This is a genomic window from Mesorhizobium sp. C264A (assembly GCF_040324515.1).
GTDB lineage: Bacteria > Pseudomonadota > Alphaproteobacteria > Rhizobiales > Rhizobiaceae > Mesorhizobium.
In genome coordinates this window covers 2411615-2427485 of record NZ_JAMYVY010000001.1, presented here as the reverse complement: position 1 = coordinate 2427485, position 15871 = coordinate 2411615, and the positions used below count along the sequence as shown (strand labels likewise).

General features: G+C 63.1%; 22 protein-coding genes. 11 read left to right on the top strand and 11 right to left on the bottom strand.

What is annotated here, in order from left to right; translation table 11 throughout:
* Nucleotides 1-108: 108 nt before the first annotated feature.
* Nucleotides 109-1344 carry an OpgC family protein gene (locus NKL04_RS12030; RefSeq protein ID WP_023700562.1) on the top strand — a complete coding sequence of 412 codons (1236 nt, stop codon included), beginning with the start codon at nucleotides 109-111 and terminating at the stop codon, nucleotides 1342-1344.
* Nucleotides 1345-1359: 15 nt separating this feature from the next.
* On the opposite strand, the gene NKL04_RS12025 is transcribed toward NKL04_RS12030, so the two are convergent.
* A complete protein-coding gene (locus NKL04_RS12025) occupies nucleotides 1360-2442 on the bottom strand; it encodes a LacI family DNA-binding transcriptional regulator (protein ID WP_023682412.1) in 1083 nt (360 codons plus the stop codon).
* 146 nt (nucleotides 2443-2588) lie between these two features.
* Between NKL04_RS12025 and NKL04_RS12020 the strand changes: the two genes are divergently transcribed.
* Both NKL04_RS12020 and NKL04_RS12015 read left to right on the top strand, forming a co-directional pair.
* On the top strand, nucleotides 2589-2732 hold the full coding sequence (locus tag NKL04_RS12020) for a hypothetical protein (protein ID WP_023700561.1): 144 nt from the start codon (nucleotides 2589-2591) through the stop codon (nucleotides 2730-2732).
* A 64-nt stretch (nucleotides 2733-2796) separates the two neighbouring features.
* Complete coding sequence (locus NKL04_RS12015) at nucleotides 2797-2940, top strand: hypothetical protein (RefSeq protein ID WP_023673014.1); 144 nt, start codon at nucleotides 2797-2799, stop codon at nucleotides 2938-2940.
* 39 nt (nucleotides 2941-2979) lie between these two features.
* Here the strand turns inward: NKL04_RS12015 and NKL04_RS12010 are convergent, their stop codons facing one another.
* Both NKL04_RS12010 and NKL04_RS12005 read right to left on the bottom strand, forming a co-directional pair.
* Nucleotides 2980-3354 (bottom strand): DUF423 domain-containing protein, encoded by a 375-nt coding sequence (locus NKL04_RS12010; RefSeq protein ID WP_023673013.1) that lies wholly within the window; start codon nucleotides 3352-3354, stop codon nucleotides 2980-2982.
* Nucleotides 3355-3397: 43 nt separating this feature from the next.
* The gene (locus NKL04_RS12005; RefSeq protein WP_023682410.1) at nucleotides 3398-4663 is read right to left on the bottom strand and encodes a multidrug efflux MFS transporter; all 1266 of its coding nucleotides are present in this window, start codon (nucleotides 4661-4663) and stop codon (nucleotides 3398-3400) included.
* A 149-nt stretch (nucleotides 4664-4812) separates the two neighbouring features.
* On the opposite strand from NKL04_RS12005, the gene NKL04_RS12000 reads away from it, so the two are divergent.
* Complete coding sequence (locus tag NKL04_RS12000; protein WP_352723742.1) at nucleotides 4813-5478, top strand: GntR family transcriptional regulator; 666 nt, start codon at nucleotides 4813-4815, stop codon at nucleotides 5476-5478.
* A gap of 109 nt (nucleotides 5479-5587) precedes the next feature.
* Nucleotides 5588-5821 carry a DUF982 domain-containing protein gene (locus NKL04_RS11995; protein WP_245259900.1) on the top strand — a complete coding sequence of 78 codons (234 nt, stop codon included), beginning with the start codon at nucleotides 5588-5590 and terminating at the stop codon, nucleotides 5819-5821.
* Nucleotides 5822-5893: 72 nt separating this feature from the next.
* On the opposite strand, the gene NKL04_RS11990 is transcribed toward NKL04_RS11995, so the two are convergent.
* Entirely contained in the window at nucleotides 5894-6052 is a 159-nt protein-coding gene (locus tag NKL04_RS11990) for a hypothetical protein (RefSeq protein WP_023673009.1), read from the bottom strand.
* Between the two features lie 178 nt (nucleotides 6053-6230).
* On the opposite strand from NKL04_RS11990, the gene NKL04_RS11985 reads away from it, so the two are divergent.
* Entirely contained in the window at nucleotides 6231-7202 is a 972-nt protein-coding gene (locus NKL04_RS11985; protein WP_023700560.1) for a glycosyl transferase family 90, read from the top strand.
* Nucleotides 7203-7222: 20 nt separating this feature from the next.
* On the opposite strand, the gene NKL04_RS11980 is transcribed toward NKL04_RS11985, so the two are convergent.
* Nucleotides 7223-8266 (bottom strand): aldo/keto reductase, encoded by a 1044-nt coding sequence (locus NKL04_RS11980; RefSeq protein WP_023700559.1) that lies wholly within the window; start codon nucleotides 8264-8266, stop codon nucleotides 7223-7225.
* Nucleotides 8267-8509: 243 nt separating this feature from the next.
* Here NKL04_RS11980 and ppk2 point away from each other — a divergent pair, with 243 nt between their 5' ends.
* Nucleotides 8510-9430 (top strand): polyphosphate kinase 2, encoded by a 921-nt coding sequence (gene ppk2 / locus NKL04_RS11975; RefSeq protein WP_023700558.1) that lies wholly within the window; start codon nucleotides 8510-8512, stop codon nucleotides 9428-9430.
* 189 nt (nucleotides 9431-9619) lie between these two features.
* On the opposite strand, the gene NKL04_RS11970 is transcribed toward ppk2, so the two are convergent.
* Nucleotides 9620-10264 (bottom strand): dihydrofolate reductase family protein, encoded by a 645-nt coding sequence (locus NKL04_RS11970; protein ID WP_023700557.1) that lies wholly within the window; start codon nucleotides 10262-10264, stop codon nucleotides 9620-9622.
* Between the two features lie 110 nt (nucleotides 10265-10374).
* Nucleotides 10375-11070 carry a winged helix-turn-helix transcriptional regulator gene (locus NKL04_RS11965; RefSeq protein WP_023682403.1) on the bottom strand — a complete coding sequence of 232 codons (696 nt, stop codon included), beginning with the start codon at nucleotides 11068-11070 and terminating at the stop codon, nucleotides 10375-10377.
* A 176-nt stretch (nucleotides 11071-11246) separates the two neighbouring features.
* Between NKL04_RS11965 and NKL04_RS11960 the strand changes: the two genes are divergently transcribed.
* Nucleotides 11247-11573, top strand: coding sequence for a DUF1330 domain-containing protein (locus tag NKL04_RS11960; protein WP_023693250.1), 327 nt, complete (start codon nucleotides 11247-11249; stop codon nucleotides 11571-11573).
* A gap of 34 nt (nucleotides 11574-11607) precedes the next feature.
* Here NKL04_RS11960 and hemB read toward each other — a convergent pair whose 3' ends face one another.
* The 3 genes from hemB to NKL04_RS11945 all read right to left on the bottom strand — a co-directional run bounded on the left by hemB (nucleotide 11608) and on the right by NKL04_RS11945 (nucleotide 13247).
* The gene (gene hemB, locus NKL04_RS11955) at nucleotides 11608-12663 is read right to left on the bottom strand and encodes a porphobilinogen synthase (protein ID WP_023700556.1); all 1056 of its coding nucleotides are present in this window, start codon (nucleotides 12661-12663) and stop codon (nucleotides 11608-11610) included.
* Between the two features lie 88 nt (nucleotides 12664-12751).
* The gene (locus tag NKL04_RS11950; protein ID WP_245260449.1) at nucleotides 12752-13045 is read right to left on the bottom strand and encodes a hypothetical protein; all 294 of its coding nucleotides are present in this window, start codon (nucleotides 13043-13045) and stop codon (nucleotides 12752-12754) included.
* Nucleotides 13005-13247: a pyridoxamine 5'-phosphate oxidase family protein gene (locus NKL04_RS11945; protein ID WP_245271373.1), complete on the bottom strand. Its 243-nt coding sequence runs from the start codon at nucleotides 13245-13247 to the stop codon at nucleotides 13005-13007. Before NKL04_RS11945 ends, NKL04_RS11950 begins: the two co-directional genes overlap by 41 nt.
* A gap of 187 nt (nucleotides 13248-13434) precedes the next feature.
* On the opposite strand from NKL04_RS11945, the gene NKL04_RS11940 reads away from it, so the two are divergent.
* The 3 genes from NKL04_RS11940 to ldtR all read left to right on the top strand — a co-directional run bounded on the left by NKL04_RS11940 (nucleotide 13435) and on the right by ldtR (nucleotide 15610).
* Nucleotides 13435-14472, top strand: a complete 1038-nt coding sequence (locus NKL04_RS11940) for an enoyl-CoA hydratase/isomerase family protein (RefSeq protein WP_023700555.1) — start codon at nucleotides 13435-13437, stop codon at nucleotides 14470-14472.
* On the top strand, nucleotides 14469-14891 hold the full coding sequence (locus tag NKL04_RS11935; RefSeq protein ID WP_023682398.1) for a DUF6163 family protein: 423 nt from the start codon (nucleotides 14469-14471) through the stop codon (nucleotides 14889-14891). The genes NKL04_RS11940 and NKL04_RS11935 overlap by 4 nt, the downstream gene beginning before the upstream one ends.
* A gap of 203 nt (nucleotides 14892-15094) precedes the next feature.
* On the top strand, nucleotides 15095-15610 hold the full coding sequence (ldtR, locus tag NKL04_RS11930; RefSeq protein ID WP_023672997.1) for a transcriptional regulator LdtR: 516 nt from the start codon (nucleotides 15095-15097) through the stop codon (nucleotides 15608-15610).
* Here ldtR and NKL04_RS11925 read toward each other — a convergent pair whose 3' ends face one another.
* The gene (locus tag NKL04_RS11925) at nucleotides 15611-15862 is read right to left on the bottom strand and encodes a hypothetical protein (RefSeq protein WP_023693254.1); all 252 of its coding nucleotides are present in this window, start codon (nucleotides 15860-15862) and stop codon (nucleotides 15611-15613) included.
* Between the last annotated feature and the right edge of the window lie 9 nt (nucleotides 15863-15871).

The window sequence follows — 15871 nt, the reverse complement described above, 5'->3', positions numbered from 1 at the left end:
CTGCGCCGATATGCTCCCTGCGGGAGGAATCGAAGCGGTGTGCGCCGATGGTCGCATCCCGGCATGAACAACGCGAGCACCCTTGCTCTCCTTTGAGGCCTTTTGTCGATGACCCTGCCAGTTCCGCCCGATCGCGCCCCGCGTATCGCCGATCGCGCTCCGCGTATCGCCGATCGCGCTCCGCGTATCCCCGATCGCGACACGCGCATTGACGTGTTCCGTGCGCTCGCACTCCTGACCATCTATATCGACCACGTGCCGGGCACCGTCTTCGAAACGCTGACCTACAAGAATTTCGGATTCTCGGACGCGGCGGAAGCCTTCGTGCTGATTTCCGGCATGTCGGTCGCACTCGCATATGGCACCAAGTTCCAGCCGGGCGGCCGGCTGCTGGCGATGTTGAAGATGTGGCGCCGGGCCGGCGTGCTTTACAGCGCCCACATCGTCACCACCATGGTTGTGATGGCGTTGTTCTGCGCCGCGGCGGTGTTCGGCCGGCGGCCGGAACTGCTCAAGCTGATCAACATCGAGCCGCTGATGAAGAACACGCCGGAGGTCATGATCGGCATTGTCACGCTCGGCCACCAGCTTGGCTACAACAACATCCTGCCGGTCTATGCGGCGCTGCTGTTGATGGCGCCGCTCTTCCTGCTCTTCGTCAGCTACCGGCCGCTGCCGGCGCTGGTCTTTTCCGGCGCGCTGTGGCTCGTCGCCGGCCTCTGGCAGATCGCGCCGCCGAACTATCCCGAGCCCGGCTTCTGGTTCCTCAACCCGCTGTCCTGGCAATTCCTGTTCAACATCGGCCTTGCCGGCATGCTGCATGTCAGGCGCGGCGGCACAATTCCCGTCAATCGTTGGCTGGTGGGCGCCGCGGCGACCTATGTCGCGGCAGCGGCGGTCTGGGTGCACAGCCCGCTCTGGGGCGAGATAACGTGGTTTAACCTGCCCGTGGTGATCGGCGGCTTCGACAAGACGTTCCTGTCGCTGCCGCGGCTCCTGCACATATTGGCGGTGAGCTATCTGATCGTCGCCCTGCCGGCTTTCTCGAACCTGTTCCGTCTCAGCCCGGACCATCCGCTTGCCCTGCTCGGCAAGCGCTCCTTGCCGGTGTTCCTCGCCGGCACGCTGATCGCCATGGCGGCGCAGGTGATGAAGCTGATCAATCCGGGCGGCTTTGCCTATGACGTCTTGCTGATTTCGGCCGGCATCGCCATGCAATTCGCGCTCGCCTTCTATCTTGAGTGGCTGTCCGGCATCGGCTTGGGCAAAAAGCCGGTTCGCAAAGAAGCGCCAGCCGTTCACCAGACCTTCGGCATGCCCGCGATGCCAAGGCTAAGCCGATGATCCCACATCAGCCGCCTAGCTAGCAGGCGAGGGGCCGGACGACCCCCGCACCACAAGATCGACCGGCAGCAATTGCCGGTGCTGCGAGCCGTCATTTTCGAGGATCGCCTTGACGGCCAGCCGGCCCATCTCGGCGATCGGCTGGGCGACAGTGGTTAGTGGCGGCTCGGAGTCGGCGCCTTCCGGCACGCCGTCGAAGCCGACGATTGACACATCGCCCGGCACGGCAATGTTACGCTCGCGCAGCCAGTCGAGCGCATGCAGCGCGATCTTGTCCGACATGGCCAGGATTGCCGTCGGCGTCTGCGGCAGCGCGAAGATATGATCGAGGCCGGCCCGAACGCTCGCCTCGTCATTGAGGGTTTCGTAGATTGGCACTTGCGAGACGTCGATGCCGAAGCGGGAGAGCTCGCCGAAATAGCCACGCAGACGGTCGCGTGTGCCCGAGTAGAGGGATGTCGTCTCGACTTGCTCCTGCGTGACGGGACCAAAGCCAGCGTCGGCAGATTCCAGGGCGAGTACGGCAAAGCTGCGATGGCCGAACTCGGCCAGATGGCGCGCCGCCAGACCCGCGCCGGCGACGTTGTCGACGCCGATCGCAGCGACCGCCTCATTTTCCGAATCGAGATCAAGCGCCACGAAAGGCAGTTTGCGTTCGCGCGCCAGTTCGACCAGCCGCGACCCACCCTCGATGCAGAACACGATGAAGCCGTCGACCAGGGCGCTCTGGATGTTCCAGGCGAGCTGCTCGCTGTTGGCGGCCGAGACCAGCGAAATTCCGGCGCCGGTGGCGTCGCAGGCCTGCGAAATGCTGGCCATCATGACGCGGGCAAAGGGATCGTCGAAGAAATAGGACAATGGTTCTGCCGTTGCCACGCCGATGGCGTTGACCTTGCCGGCGCGCAGCAGCCGGCCCTTGGGATCCGGGCCGGCATAGCCCATCGCTTCCGCCGCCGCCTTGACCCGCTCGCGGACCTCTTCGCGCACGATTTCCGGGCGAGCGAACACGTTGGACGCGGTACCGTGCGAGACCCCGGCCGCCTTGGCGATGTCGGCAAGCCGCACTGGTCTCGTCTTGCCGGAGGTCAATGCCGTCATTTTCGTCTCCTGAACCGGAGCCTGTTTAGCACTTTCGTTGGATCGGTTCAAATTTTCCCTTGATCGGACGGCGGAGAGAGTCTATATTTGAATCGATCCAAGGGATTCACCAAGTACAACATGGATCGATTCAAGAGGAGGGTGCCATGCATCCCGTGAATTATCTGTTCGAAGACATCTATGGCAATGATTGGGGCATAGTCTCCGACGCCGCCACCCGCAAGCGCCGCGACAAGGTCGGGCCGTGGAGGCGTGACCTGCAATACCTTGTGAAACGCAAGCGCAACTGATCGGCCCCGGCATTTTCGTGCCAGCTGATTGGATCGATTCAAGTTCTTGAAGAGGAGAACGAACATGCATCCCGTGAAGCATCTGTTCGAAGACATTTATCGCAACTACTGGGGTATCTCGCCTGCCACGGAGCAGCCGGAAAGGCGGCGGCCGACCAAGTCTGCCAAGCGCAACCGCGACCTGCTGCCGCAAAACCGGCAGGATTAAGCCTCGTGTGATATCTGATGGGGCAGGGTTCTTGGCTCGTCAGGACCGTTGCCGCACGAGCGCCGAGGCCGCGATCACCAGCCAGCCCGCGATGAGCAAGGTGCCGCCGATCGGCGCCGACATCGGGAACAGCCGCGATCCCACGAAATCCCGTGCCAGCAGATCGCCGCAGAACAGAACAAGCCCGACGAGCAGCACCAGGCTGCCGATCCGCAAGATCCGGTTTGCGCCGGCGAGGCCGACGGCCAAAAACACCGGCGCATGCATGAGCAGGAAGGATGCGGCCGTGCCGACGAACGCGCCGCCGAGATGCGCTGAAGCCGCCGACAGCGCCACGCCCGCCGCGCCGGCAATGCCGCCGGCGAAAACGAGGATGCGCGCGCTGTTTGCTGGTGCTGACTCGGCGATGCTCATGTCTCGGGCTCCGTGATTGACGATAGGCGGCGCGACCTGTCTGTCAGGATTTTTCCGATATCGCCAGCATGTCGCGCGTGCGGCGCGCCTGGGCCAGCCAATTATACGCGGCACCGCCCGCCATCAGCACCGACGTGCCGAGAAACACCGCGCGCATGCCGAAATGGCCGCCGACGAAGCCGCCCAGCAGCGGCCCCGCGACCTGGCCGACATATTGCGCCGAGATTGCCAGGCCCAGCACATTGCCGCCGACCCCATCGGGAACATTGTGGCGGATGACGCTGGTGATGCAGGGCAACAGCCCGCCCAGCACCAGACCCATAAGGAACCGCAGCCCGACCAACTGCCAGCTCTCGGTGACGAAGGCCTGCGGTATCAACAGCAGCGCCGAGACGGCCAGCGATGCGACGATGACGTTCCAGTGGCCGATGCGGTCGGCGAGCTTACCCAGCCGTGACGCCGACAGGATGGCGCCCAGCGCCGCCGCCGACATGACGACACCGGAGACCAGCGTCACCCGGCTTGCGTCCGCGACCAGTTGCTGGACGTAGACGGTGATGATCGGCTCGATGGACATGTTGGCGAAGGTGAACAGCATGCCGGTTGCCAGCATCGCCACGACAGGGCGTTTGTCGGGGATCTGCGCCCAACCGCCCTTTGGTTTCTCCTTGGGTTGTGCCTGCATTGGCGGGCGAGGCATCTCCTTGATCAGGAACGTCGTCGCCAGCGCCGCCAGGAAAATGACGCCGCCCGCGATGAGGAAGGTGGCGCGAATACCGATCAATGGCGGCAGCGCGCCGCCAAGCAACGGGCCGACCAGGGAGCCTGCGGTGATGCCGGCCGACAGCACGCCGAGCGCCCAGCCGGAGCGCTTCTTCGGCGTCTGCATGGCGACAAGGATCGTCGAGCCTGAGGAATAACCGCCGGCAAAGCCGATCAGCAGGCGCAAAAGCACCAATTGCCAGACGGTCTGCACCATGCCGGTCAGCGACATGCAGATCGCCATGCCGAAACTGGCGCGCACCAGCATCACCTTGCGGCCGTAGCGGTCGCCGAGCCGCCCCCACAGCGGTGCGACAAGGGCGGCGGCAAGGAAGGTGGCGCCGAAGGCGATGCCGGACCATTGCACGATCGCCGCGTGGCCCACGGCGCCCAGCTGTTCGACATAGAGCGGCAGGAACGGCAGCAACAGCGTCATCGCCACAAGCGTGCTGAACGATCCGGCAAAGCACACGAGCAGGTTGCGCCGCCAATGAATGTTGTAGGTGGAAGGCGCTTCGGCGGCCTGCGCTGCACTGTCCTGCGGCATGTCCTATCCTGTCCGCTTGCTGCGGATACCATTTTGGGATACCAACTTGGTACCTCATGGACGCAAAGCCCGGCTGCTGTCAATCAGGCGCTCTCAATGTGATCGGCAAGACCAACGGGCAAGGCCGATCGCCAGCAATGGAAGCAACTATGTCGCAGATGCAGATCGTCGAAAAAGCGCTTCGCGAGATGATCCTTGGCCTTGAGGTCGGTCCTGGCGAGCGGCTGACGGAGCGCTGGATCGAGAGCCGCTTCGGCGCCTCGCGCACGCCGGTCAGGGCAGCCCTGCTGCGGCTGGAGACGGAAGGGCTGATCTGCCGCGACGGGCGCGGCTGGACCGTGTCGCCGATCAACCTTGCCGAACTGGAACAGATCGCGGTGTACCGCGAAGCGGTCGAGGTCGCGGCGGTCAGGCTGACTTCGGCGCTGGCCGACAGGAGCGCAGCCGATGTCATCGAGGCGATGCTGGACTCCTGCGACACTGCCACGCCGCAGGAGGAATGGCACCGCGTCGGCATGGATTTCCATATCGAACTGGCGCGGCTCTCCGGCAACGAGTTCCTGTTTCGGGCCGTGCGCGATGCCATGACGCGGCTGTCGCGGGCGCGCTGGCTGGAGGTGCGCGACGAGGCGGCCCTTGGCCGCGCCTGGAGCGAGCATCACGCCATTCTGGCAGCGGTGCGGGCCGGCGATGCCGATGCGGCGGCGGCGCGACTTTCCGCCCATATAGCCGGCAGCCGCGCCCGCCTGGTGACGTCGTTGCACAATGACCGGCGCGGCCTACGCGCCAGGGGTTTTGCCGTCGTCGCCGCTTGATACTGGTCACGAAAACGAAAGAACGCCGTCGCGATCCGCTTTCGGCCTCGCTTCGCGGACGCCGATGGCGTAAGAGGCGGCCATGGAAAACAACCGATTTGAAACACCCGTGACCGTTAAGTCGGGCACGGAGGGAAGCACTCAGCTCTTGCGTACGGTGCGCGAGGCTTCCGATTACCTGCTCAACAGCTGGCCCGGCAAGCGCAGCCCCAAGCACCGCGAAGCGCTGCAGGCCTGCCATGACGCGCTGGCCGGCGACAAGCCGGCGATGATTGCAAGACGCGCCTTCATCGCCGCCGCGCGCGAGGTCAACGTCTTCGTCAGCGACAAGGCCCCGGCCTGATCACATCGGCCTGATCAGACCGGCATTTTGCCAGGATCCGGCCCGTTTCGCGGGCCGGTGATCCTGTCTTGCCTATTTTTCTGTCTCGGTGTCGGTTTTCGAACTTGCCTCGTTCTCAGGCTCGGCGCGCTCCTTGGCCGCGACCTTGGCGGCGAGCTTCTCCGCCTTCTTGGCGGCCTTCTGCCGGTCGCGCTCTTTGCGTTCCTGACCGTAATTCGGTGGTCGAGCCATATCGTTTCCTTTCGCTGTGCCTGATCCTGCCTAGAAGCATTGGCCGGCAAACACAACAGCGCCGCGAGGGCAGATGCCAGCGGTTCTGGACTTGCGTGATGGCGAACACAATGGTTTAGAAAAGGCTGCGGGACAGTTGCTGGAGCCGCCGCCGACCGATTTCGAATCAAAACGACCGATGGCCACGCTTCAAAGAAACGCACAGAAGCTGATCTACTATGCGCGCAACGCCATGCGCGACATCGCGCCGCCGGTTCTTTTCCGGCGCCGGCTCGGCCGGCTGCTCGATCAGGCCAGGCTTTCCGACGCATCGGTCCGCCAGCGGCTCAATTACTACAACACGCTGCGGGAGCCTTTTAGCCCCAGCCCCGAGGCCGTGCCGGTCAGCCGGCTGCCGTCGGACCGCAGCATGTACTATTACGATCTGAAGGAGTTCACCCGTTATTTCGACCCAGATCTGCGCATCGACCTGGAATTCGGCGACGTCATCGAAGTGCCGAAGATGCCGTCGATCGTCAAGGACCGGCCGATAGCCGGCGACAACGGCAACGGCGTCCTGTTCAAGCTGAACAAGTTCCGTCATTTCTACATGCCGGCCGACGATGTCGCCTTCGCCGACAAGCATCCGCTCGTCGTTTGGCGCGGCGAACTCAACAATCCGATCCGCACCTTGTTGCTGGATGCAGCCCGCAATCTGCCGTTCTGCGATGTCGGCACGCCGAGGGCGACAGCACCTGCGGAATACCGCAAGCCCTATCTCAGCATCGATCAGCAGCGCCGCTACCGCTACATCATCTCGCTCGAAGGCAATGATGTCGCGACCAATCTGAAATGGATCATGAGCTCGAACTCGCTCTGCCTGATGCCGCCGCCGACTTACGAGACCTGGTTCGCCGAGGGGCAGCTCGAGCCCGATGTCCATTATGTGCCGCTGGCGCCCGACTTCAGCGATCTGGCCGAGCGGGTGCATCATCTCGAGCAGCATCCGGCCGAGGCCCAGCGCATCGTTGCGGCGGCCAACGCCTATTGCCGCAAATTCGCCGACGAGCGGGCCGAGCAGGCGATCTGCCTGCTCGTGCTCTACAAATATTTCGTGCTCAGCGGCCAGATCGAGCCCGATCCGCAGGTCTGGCGGTTTATCGCGGGCTAGCGGCTTCCGGCGCCCTTAAGTCAGATGACGCTGCGGTCCATAACCAGATCGGCCGGGCCGAAGCGGTCCTTCGCCGTAAACTGCTGGTGCCAGTAGGGATAGAGCACCGGCGGCCGGCTGACGGCATCGAGACGCTGGCGTTCATCAAAGGACAGCGTCAGGCTTGCCGCGGCGAGATTGTCTTTCAACTGGGCCTCGTTGCGTGCGCCAATCACCAGCGAACTGACGGCCGGCCGGCCAAGCAGCCAGGCCAGCGCCACCTGGGCCGCCGAGACGCCGCGAGTGGCGCCGATGTCGACCAGCACGTCGACGATCCGCCACAGCCGGCCCTCGTCGCGGATCGGCGGTTCCGACCAGCCGCCGATCTGGCGCGCCGTCGGACTGTCGCGGCGGTATTTGCCCGACAGCAGGCCGCCGGCGAGCGGGCTCCACACCAGCACGCCAAGGCCCTGGTCGACCGAGATCGGCAAGAGCTCATACTCGGCCTCGCGTGCTTCCAGCGTGTAGTGGATCTGCTGGGTGACGAAACGCGGCTGGTGCTGGCTGTCGCTGATGCCGAGCGCCTTCATGACCTGCCAGCCGGAATAGTTGGAGCAGCCGACATAGCGGATTTTGCCCTGGGCAACCAGCGTGTCGAGCGCGGAGATGGTTTCCTCGAGCGGCGTCGCGCCGTCCCATTCGTGCAGGAAATAGATGTCGATGACATCGGTCCTGAGGCGCTTCAGGCTCTTCTCGCATTCGCGGATCAGATGATGGCGCGACAGGCCTTCGTCATTGGGGCCCTTGCCGATCCGCATGCGCGCCTTGGAGGCGATCAGCACGTCGTTCTTGCGCTTGCCGCCGAGCGCCTCGCCGATGATCTCTTCCGACAGACCGTTGGAATAGACATTGGCGGTGTCGATGAGATTGATGCCGGCATCGATGCAAGTGTCGATGATGCGCGAGGCCTCCGCGAGATCGGAATTGCCGACGGCGGCGAACGGCCCGCTGCCGCCGAAGGTCATGGTTCCCAAGGTCAGCGCCGAAACTTTCAAGCCGGAACGGCCAAGCGTGCGGTATTCCATGTCAGATCCTCGTAGTTTTGGTGGGGAGGCGGTTTTAGCAGGAAAGGGCGGGGAAGCCCGAAGGGGTCCGCTATTTGTAGGACAATTTGAGCGGCTTGTCGCCATCCCAGGGCGATGGATCGGCAATGCTCGCTGGTTTGCAGTGATGACCGGCTGGCCGGCGGCTTGCAATAAAACCGTCATTGGCGGCCTATATCGAGTCGGCTCAGGGTTTCATGCCAGCCGGCAAGCGGAGCAGTGGAAATGACCGAGTTGAAGCAGAATTCTCCGGCCAGGGATTGGCTGGAAGCCGAACTCGCCGACATGCTCGACGAGGACTATGAGCTTGAAATGTCGGAGCCGGCGCTGTCGCTGGAGATCTCCAAGATCTACAAGAACGCGCATCCGCCGTCGATCGACCGCATGCAGTATTTCCGCGACCTGATCGGCTTGCAGTCGGAACTGATCAAGCTGCAGTCCTGGGTCGCCTACCACAAGAAGAAGCTGGTGGTGGTTTTCGAAGGACGCGATTCCGCCGGCAAGGGCGGCGTCATCAAGCGCATCACCCAGCGCCTCAACCCGCGCATCTGCCGCGCCGTGGCGCTGCCGGCGCCGACCGAGCGCGAAAAATCGCAGTGGTATTTCCAGCGCTACGTGCCGCATCTGCCGGCCGGCGGCGAGATCGTGCTGTTCGACCGCTCCTGGTACAACCGCTCCGGCGTCGAGCGGGTGATGGGCTTTGCCGAACCCGATCAGGTCGAAGAGTTCTTCCGCGACGTGCCGGAGTTCGAGCGCATGTTGGTCCGCTCCGGCGTCACGCTGGTCAAATACTGGTTCTCGATCACCGACGAGGAACAGCAGATGCGCTTCATGATGCGCATCCACGACCCGATGAAGCAGTGGAAGCTGTCGCCGATGGACCTGCAGTCGCGCGTGCGCTGGGAGCAGTACACCAAGGCCAAGGAAGAGACGTTTGCCCGCACCAACATCCCAGAGGCACCGTGGTACATCGTCGAAGGCAACGACAAGAAGCGGGCGCGGCTGAACTGCATCGACCATCTCCTCAAACAACTGCCCTATGAGGACGTGCCGCACGAAGAAATCACGCTGCCCGAGCGGGTGTTCAACCCGGAGTACGAGCGCCAGGTCCTGCCGCGCGAGCTTTACGTGCCGGAGAAGTATTGAGCACTTTTCCTTCTCCCCGTTTCACGGGGAGAAGGTGCCCGAAGGGCGGATGAGGGGCAGCGCCGGCATCGACGAATTCACAGCCGTCGGACGCTGCTAACCTCCAAAAGCAGCGCTGCCCCTCATTGCCTGCCGGGCATTTCTCCCCGTAGAACGGGGAGAAAGAAGCCTGCGCCTATCACTTCGCCACTACACCCGCTTGATCGTCACATGCGTGGCGAGCGCTGTCGCCACCTGCTCGGTGCACTGGTAACCCAGCTTCAGCATATCCAGCCCGGCAAACAGGCTCTCGCCCCTCCCGAGCAACACCGGCGACACCGCCAGATGCAACTCGTCGATGAGCTTCTCTTGCAGATATTGCCGGATGGTGGAAACGCCGCCGCCGACGCGGACATCCTTGCCGCCGGCCGCGGCCTTTGCTTGTTCGAGCGCGGCGTGGATGCCGCCAGCAACGAAGTGGAAAACGGTGCCGCCTTCCATCACAATGGGGTCGCGCTTGTGATGGGTCAGCACGAAGGTCGGCACGTGATAGGGCGGGTTGTCGCCCCACCAGCCTTTCCAGCTCTCATCCGGCCATTCGCCGCGGATCGGGCCGAACATGTTGCGGCCGAGGATCCAGGCGCCGACATTGTCGAAGCTGCGGATGGTGAACCGGTCGTCCACATCGGTGCTGCCGCCATCCTTGCCGACCATCTCGTGGAAGGTGCGGGTGCCGGTCATCCATTTGTGCAGATCTTCGCCACCAACGCCGAGCGGATTTTGCAGGTCCTGGTCAGGACCGGCGCCGAAACCGTCGAGCGACAAGGTGAAGGCATTGACGCGCAGTTTGGACATGGAAGACTCCCTTTGGTGACCAGTTGTGATTTGCAATCAGTATTCAAACTGATTGCATTTTGCAACTAGTATTTTTAGAGGCAAGCCGATCTGTGGAATGCGCAGGGACCTCAAGCCGCCACGCGCTTCGGCATCACCGCAAACGGGCTGAGCCCAAGCCAGATCTGCATCTTGCCGGCGACGTCGAGATCGCCGGTCAGGCTGATCTTGTCGCGTTCCTTGTGAACTGTCGTCAGCCCCATCCAGATCGAGGTCATGGTGCACAGATCGGTCGAGACGTAGAGATCGACGTCGAAGCCCGGATCGTACCAGCAAAGATCGACCTCGCCCTGCTTTTCGACGATCAGCCACCACGATCGTTTTGACGCCGGCAGGTCATGGTACAGGAATTGTATCACGGTGCGCCCGTCCGGCAGCGGACTGGGGTTCAGATTGCGCCGCATGTCCCACATCAGCAGCGACGGATCGAGGTTTTTGAGCGACAGCCTGGCCTCGACCCATTTCTGGCCCCAAAACCCCATCGCCTCGACAACCGGGCGCAAATCCCGGCCCGCCTCGGTCAGCCGGTATTCGAACACGCCCTTCTCGGTCGCGATCTCGGTCCGCTCGACGATGCCGCCGGCCTCGAGGTCCTTGAGCCGTTGCGACAGAAGGGTTGGCGACATTTTCGGCACGCCGCGGCGCAAATCGTTGAAGCGGGTCGATCCCGCCACCAGTTCGCGCAGCAGCACCATGGTCCAGCGTGTGCAGAGCAGCTCGGCGGCCATGGAGAGCGGGCAGAATTGCTTGTAACCGGCTTGTGTCATGTGGTGACCTCCAAAAGATGTTGCCGGACCTTATTCAGAAAACCTGAGTTCAGCCAGTACAGAAGCTGTACTGGCACCCCCGGTACAGTTCTGTGACTGGAGCGGTCCGGCGCCGCCATGCGAGGCAGCGGTCACGTCACCGGGCAGTCCGGTGCCGATCCATGAGGAGTTGGACAATGACCGCTTACGTGATCGCAGACATCAAGGTGAAGGACGACAAATGGGTGCCGGCCTATGCCGCTTCGGTGCATGACCTCGTCCACAAGCATGGCGGCAAGTATCTCGCCCGCAGCGGCAATGTGAAGACGCTGGAGGGCAAGCCGCTCGACACCAGCCTGATCGCCATCATGGCGTTTCCGTCGGCAAAGGCAGCCGAAGCCTTCACCAACGATCCGCAATACGCTCCGTTTGTGGCGGAGCGTCAGAAGGGCAGCGACAGCCGCTTCCAACTGATCGACGATACCGATCTCGCCGGAACGATTCCTTATTTGCCAAAGGCGTGAGGAAAAGCCGGAACCCGGAGCATCCAGGTTCCGGCTAACCCTTCAGCATCTGCGCCACTTCCGGCGCGAAGTAAGTCAGGATGCCGTCACAGCCGGCGCGCTTGAAGGCGAGCAGCGATTCCAGCATCGCCTTTTCGCCGTCGATCCAGCCATTGGCGGCCGCCGCCTTGATCATCGAATATTCGCCCGAAACCTGGTAGGCGAAGGTCGGCATTTGGAACTCATCCTTCAGCCGCCGGATAATGTCGAGATAGGGCAGGCCAGGCTTGACCATCAGCATGTCGGCGCCCTCGGCGAGGTCCTGCTCGGCCTCGCGCACCGCTTCGTCGGAATTGGCGTGGTCGAGATAGTAGGTCTTCTTGTCACCCTTGAGCAGGCCGGCGGTGCCGACCGCCTCGCGGTAGGGGCCGTAGAAGGCGGAGGCGAATTTCGTCGCATAGGACATGATCGCCACATCCTGAAAACCATTGGCGTCGAGCGCGTCGCGGATGGCGCCGATGCGGCCGTCCATCATGTCGGACGGCGCGATGATGTCGGCGCCGGCCGCCGCCTGGATGACGGCCGCGGCGGTCACCTGTTCCACCGTCTCGTCATTGACGATGATGCCGTCGCGCAAGATGCCGTCATGGCCGTGCGAGGTGAACGGGTCGAGCGCCGCATCGGTGATGATGCCGATCTCCGGCACCGCGTCCTTGATGGCGCGGGTGGCGCGGTTGATGATGTTTTCCGGGTCGAGGATGTGCGATCCCGTCTGGTCGCGCAGGCTGAGTTCAACATTGGGGAAGGTGGCGATCGCCGGAATGCCGAGCTTAGCGGCCCGCTCGGCCTCCTTGACGGCGAGGTCCAGCGACAGGCGGAAGACGCCGGGCATGGCGGCGATCGGCTCGCGCGTGTTCTTGCCGTCGATCACGAAGATCGGCCAGATCAGATCGTCCACGGTAAGCCGGTTTTCCTGCACCAGGCGGCGCGACCAGTCGGCCTTGCGCATGCGCCGCAAGCGGCGGCTGCCGGTGATCTCGTCGACGCTGCGCGCACCGGCGGGCTTTGCCGGTGCGAATTTGTTGCTCGTCGCGGGGGTGAATTTGTTCATCGCAAAAACTCCGGGTCGGGGCGGCTTTTACCACGAGGCCTTGCCTCTGACCAATGCGACACGATTGTGCCAGTCGATAACGCGCTGCTTACGGCTTCGGCGGCCACGCCAGCTCGGGGCCGGTTTTGAAGAACGACACATTGTTGGTGAAGATGCTCTCCGGGGCGAGCCGGATCAGGCGCCCGTCCGGATGGTCGATGTCGGCCACATTGTCGATGAACCAGCGGTTCCAGGTCGCCTCCGGGCCGAGATATTTGTGCAGCAGCCGTTTGAAGCGGTTCGGCGCCATCGCTTCGATGGTGGCGACGCCGCGCAGGCCGAGATGCAGCAGGATGCCGGCCTCATTGTCGAAATGGACGATCTCCACGGCGCAGCGGGTCACGTTCGAGGTGTTTGACAGCACTTGCCCCGGTCGAGCCGAGCAGCCAGATCGCAGCGTCCTCCCAGATGAACCACATCGGCGCGTTGCGCGGCGCGCCGTCAGGCGTCACGGTCGCCAGATTGGCCATCAGCGGGCGGCTGAGAACATCATCCGGGTCGAACTTTTTCGGCATCTCCCAGCCATGGCTCGGCTGCGGTTTCAAGCGTCATGCGTTTGTCCCTGCATCAGAAGAAAGGCTATTTTGCCCGGCAATTTTGCGCGCATTTCTGTCGGGGGCAAAACACGGTCGCGTTCCCTTGCGAAAATCCAAACCGCGCCCGCCGGTTGACGCACCCATGCGCCACCTTTAGCACTTCAGTCCCGCAGGCGCGGGGAGGGATTCTCTGACGATGGATTTTGGCGGCGGCGACGAGATCCGCTTCGAACGGTTGGGCAAGGCAGGCGTCGTCACGCTGACGCGGCCGCAGGCGCTCAATGCGCTGACACATCGCGTGATCAAGGCGCTGGACAAGGCGCTCGACGCTTTTGAACGCGATACCGGCGTCGATGTCGTCGTCGTCAAGGCCGAGGGCAGAGCGTTTTGCGCCGGCGGCGACATCATGCACGTCTACGAGGCCCGGGCCGGGAAGCCGCCGGTCGAGTTCTTCGCCGACGAATACCGGCTCAACGCCCGCATCAACAGTTACAAAAAGCCCTATGTCGCGCTGATCGACGGGATCGTGATGGGCGGGGGCGTCGGCATCTCTTTCCACGGCTCGCAGCGCGTGCTGACCGAGAACGCCCAGTTCGCCATGCCCGAAGTCGGCATCGGTTTCTTCCCCGACGTGGGCGGCAGCCATCTGCTGCCTGACCTCGGCGGCAGCTTCGGCATGTATCTGGCGCTGACCGGCAACCGCATCCGCTATGGCGATGCATTATGGTCGGGCCTGGCCACCCACACCATCAAGGCCGCCGACCAGGCTGCCTTTCTCGACCGGCTCTGCGCCAATGGCGATCCGGAATCGGTCCTGCGCGGCTTCTTCGTGCCGGCCCGGCGCGAAACCGCCCAGCCGGTGCTGGAAGCCATCGCCCGGCATTTTTCCCAACCCTCGCTCGCCGAAATCCTCGAGAGCCTGGAGCGGGCGGCAGGCGCCGACGAGTTTGCCGCCAAGACGCTGGCCACCATCCGCACCCGCTCGCCGACCAGCCTCAATGTCGCGTGGCGCCAGATCAGCGCCGGGCTGACGCTGTCGATGGAAGCCTGCATGAAGATGGAGTTCCGCATCCTCAACCGCATGCTGGCCGGGCACGACTTCTATGAAGGCATCCGCGCCGCCATCGTTGACAAGGGCTCGACGCCGCAATGGCGGCCGGCAAGCCTGGCCGAGGTTGACGCTGCTTCGGTGGACGCCTATTTCGCGCCGCTCGAACGGGAGCTCGAACTGTGAGCGAGGTCACGTCGCGGCGCATCGTGCTGCAGCCCTCGGGCGTCGAGATCATCTTCGCCTGGTTCCAGCGCGTCATAGCTGGCTATTGCCTGCTGTTCGGCATCCTGTACTGGATCCGGCTGATCGGTTTTTATCCCGGCCCGCTGTGGCGCTTCGACCTGATGCCGGTGCACTGGCAGGTCGTGGCGGTGATGCTGGCCGTGTTCTTCCCCTTCGCCGCCGCCGGCCTGTGGATGCTGGCGTCGTGGGGCCCGGTGATCTGGTTCATCTGTGCTGTCACCGAGACCATAATGTATGCCGGCTTCCCCGATCTCTACGGCCACCGGCCGCTGATCGTCTTCTCGCATGCCGCGGTGGCGCTGCTCTACATCGCCTTCCGCGTCGTCATCTGGATGCGCAAGCGCCCTGCGCGCGCCTGAAACGCCGCCCCGCAGCCATTGGCTAAATCTTTAGGTTAATTATCCTTGCTCGGGTGACCGTTCGTTAAGCGTCTTGCGAAACCTATTACCGGTAAGCTCTTGTTAGCCCTAGCGTTTAAGTCGAATTTTATGAGTATTCGATAGTGTCGCAATCAAGGTGAAAAACAAAAAATCACCAGGGCGACAAACGAGAGGCAAAGACAATGATCAATTCGCGTCCGGCGGCGAAGACCGCCAACGTATCCGACGATCGCCGCGAGGCTATCCGTTCGCTTTACATGGAATCGCTGCAGCTGGTCGAGCGTCTGCATCGCCGTCTGCTTGACGTGATCAAGGACGAGTTCGACCGCAATGGCCGTTCCGACATCAATGCCATCCAGGCGCTGCTTCTGTTCAACATCGGCAACTCCGAGCTGACCGCCGGCGAGTTGCGCTCGCGTGGCTACTATCTCGGCTCGAACGTCTCCTACAATCTGAAGAAGCTGGTCGATCTCGGCTTCATCAACCACCAGCGCTCGCGCATCGACCGCCGTTCGGTCCGCGTTTCGCTGACGCCGAAGGGCAATGAAGTGGCGGAAGTCGTCGCCGGTCTCTATGAGCGCCATGTCGGCTCGATCGAACAGGTCGGCGGCATCAACAGCGAAGAGTTCAAGCAGATGAACCGCGCGCTGCAGCGCCTCGACCGCTTCTGGAACGACACCATCGCCTACCGGATGTAATCAGCGGGCCATTGAATAGCAGCTGCGCCGGAAGAAGCGCGGCCGGAGGCAAGTCTCAGTCAACAGGCCGGTGCCGAAAAGCACCGGCCTTTTCTTTTTCGAGCCGCCTGCGCTTCCAATTCGGCGCAAAGCCACGTTGCCGCCATATTCGCGGTGGAAGCGAGGGCTGTGGGTATGCGGCGGCGAAAGCTGTTCGCGCGCCTGTAAGGTCGCATCGCCGTCCGCTTTTGACGGCCAGGTGACGCAGGTCATGGTTGGCTA

Excerpts from the sequence above, each read along its gene's own strand:
- NKL04_RS11965 (WP_023682403.1), bottom strand. The coding sequence starts at position 11,070 with ATGACACAAGCCGGTTACAAGCAATTCTGCCCGCTCTCCATGGCCGCC.
- NKL04_RS11960 (WP_023693250.1), top strand. The coding sequence starts at position 11,247 with ATGACCGCTTACGTGATCGCAGACATCAAGGTGAAGGACGACAAATGG.
- NKL04_RS12010 (WP_023673013.1), bottom strand. The coding sequence starts at position 3,354 with ATGAGCATCGCCGAGTCAGCACCAGCAAACAGCGCGCGCATCCTCGTT.
- NKL04_RS12000 (WP_352723742.1), top strand. The coding sequence starts at position 4,813 with ATGTCGCAGATGCAGATCGTCGAAAAAGCGCTTCGCGAGATGATCCTT.
- ppk2 (WP_023700558.1), top strand. The coding sequence starts at position 8,510 with ATGACCGAGTTGAAGCAGAATTCTCCGGCCAGGGATTGGCTGGAAGCC.
- NKL04_RS12005 (WP_023682410.1), bottom strand. The coding sequence starts at position 4,663 with ATGCCGCAGGACAGTGCAGCGCAGGCCGCCGAAGCGCCTTCCACCTAC.
- NKL04_RS11940 (WP_023700555.1), top strand. The coding sequence starts at position 13,435 with ATGGATTTTGGCGGCGGCGACGAGATCCGCTTCGAACGGTTGGGCAAG.
- ldtR (WP_023672997.1), top strand. The coding sequence starts at position 15,095 with ATGATCAATTCGCGTCCGGCGGCGAAGACCGCCAACGTATCCGACGAT.
- NKL04_RS12020 (WP_023700561.1), top strand. The coding sequence starts at position 2,589 with ATGCATCCCGTGAATTATCTGTTCGAAGACATCTATGGCAATGATTGG.
- NKL04_RS11970 (WP_023700557.1), bottom strand. The coding sequence starts at position 10,264 with ATGTCCAAACTGCGCGTCAATGCCTTCACCTTGTCGCTCGACGGTTTC.
- NKL04_RS11990 (WP_023673009.1), bottom strand. The coding sequence starts at position 6,052 with ATGGCTCGACCACCGAATTACGGTCAGGAACGCAAAGAGCGCGACCGG.
- NKL04_RS12015 (WP_023673014.1), top strand. The coding sequence starts at position 2,797 with ATGCATCCCGTGAAGCATCTGTTCGAAGACATTTATCGCAACTACTGG.
- NKL04_RS11925 (WP_023693254.1), bottom strand. The coding sequence starts at position 15,862 with ATGACCTGCGTCACCTGGCCGTCAAAAGCGGACGGCGATGCGACCTTA.
- NKL04_RS12025 (WP_023682412.1), bottom strand. The coding sequence starts at position 2,442 with ATGACGGCATTGACCTCCGGCAAGACGAGACCAGTGCGGCTTGCCGAC.
- NKL04_RS11985 (WP_023700560.1), top strand. The coding sequence starts at position 6,231 with ATGGCCACGCTTCAAAGAAACGCACAGAAGCTGATCTACTATGCGCGC.
- NKL04_RS12030 (WP_023700562.1), top strand. The coding sequence starts at position 109 with ATGACCCTGCCAGTTCCGCCCGATCGCGCCCCGCGTATCGCCGATCGC.
- NKL04_RS11980 (WP_023700559.1), bottom strand. The coding sequence starts at position 8,266 with ATGGAATACCGCACGCTTGGCCGTTCCGGCTTGAAAGTTTCGGCGCTG.
- hemB (WP_023700556.1), bottom strand. The coding sequence starts at position 12,663 with ATGAACAAATTCACCCCCGCGACGAGCAACAAATTCGCACCGGCAAAG.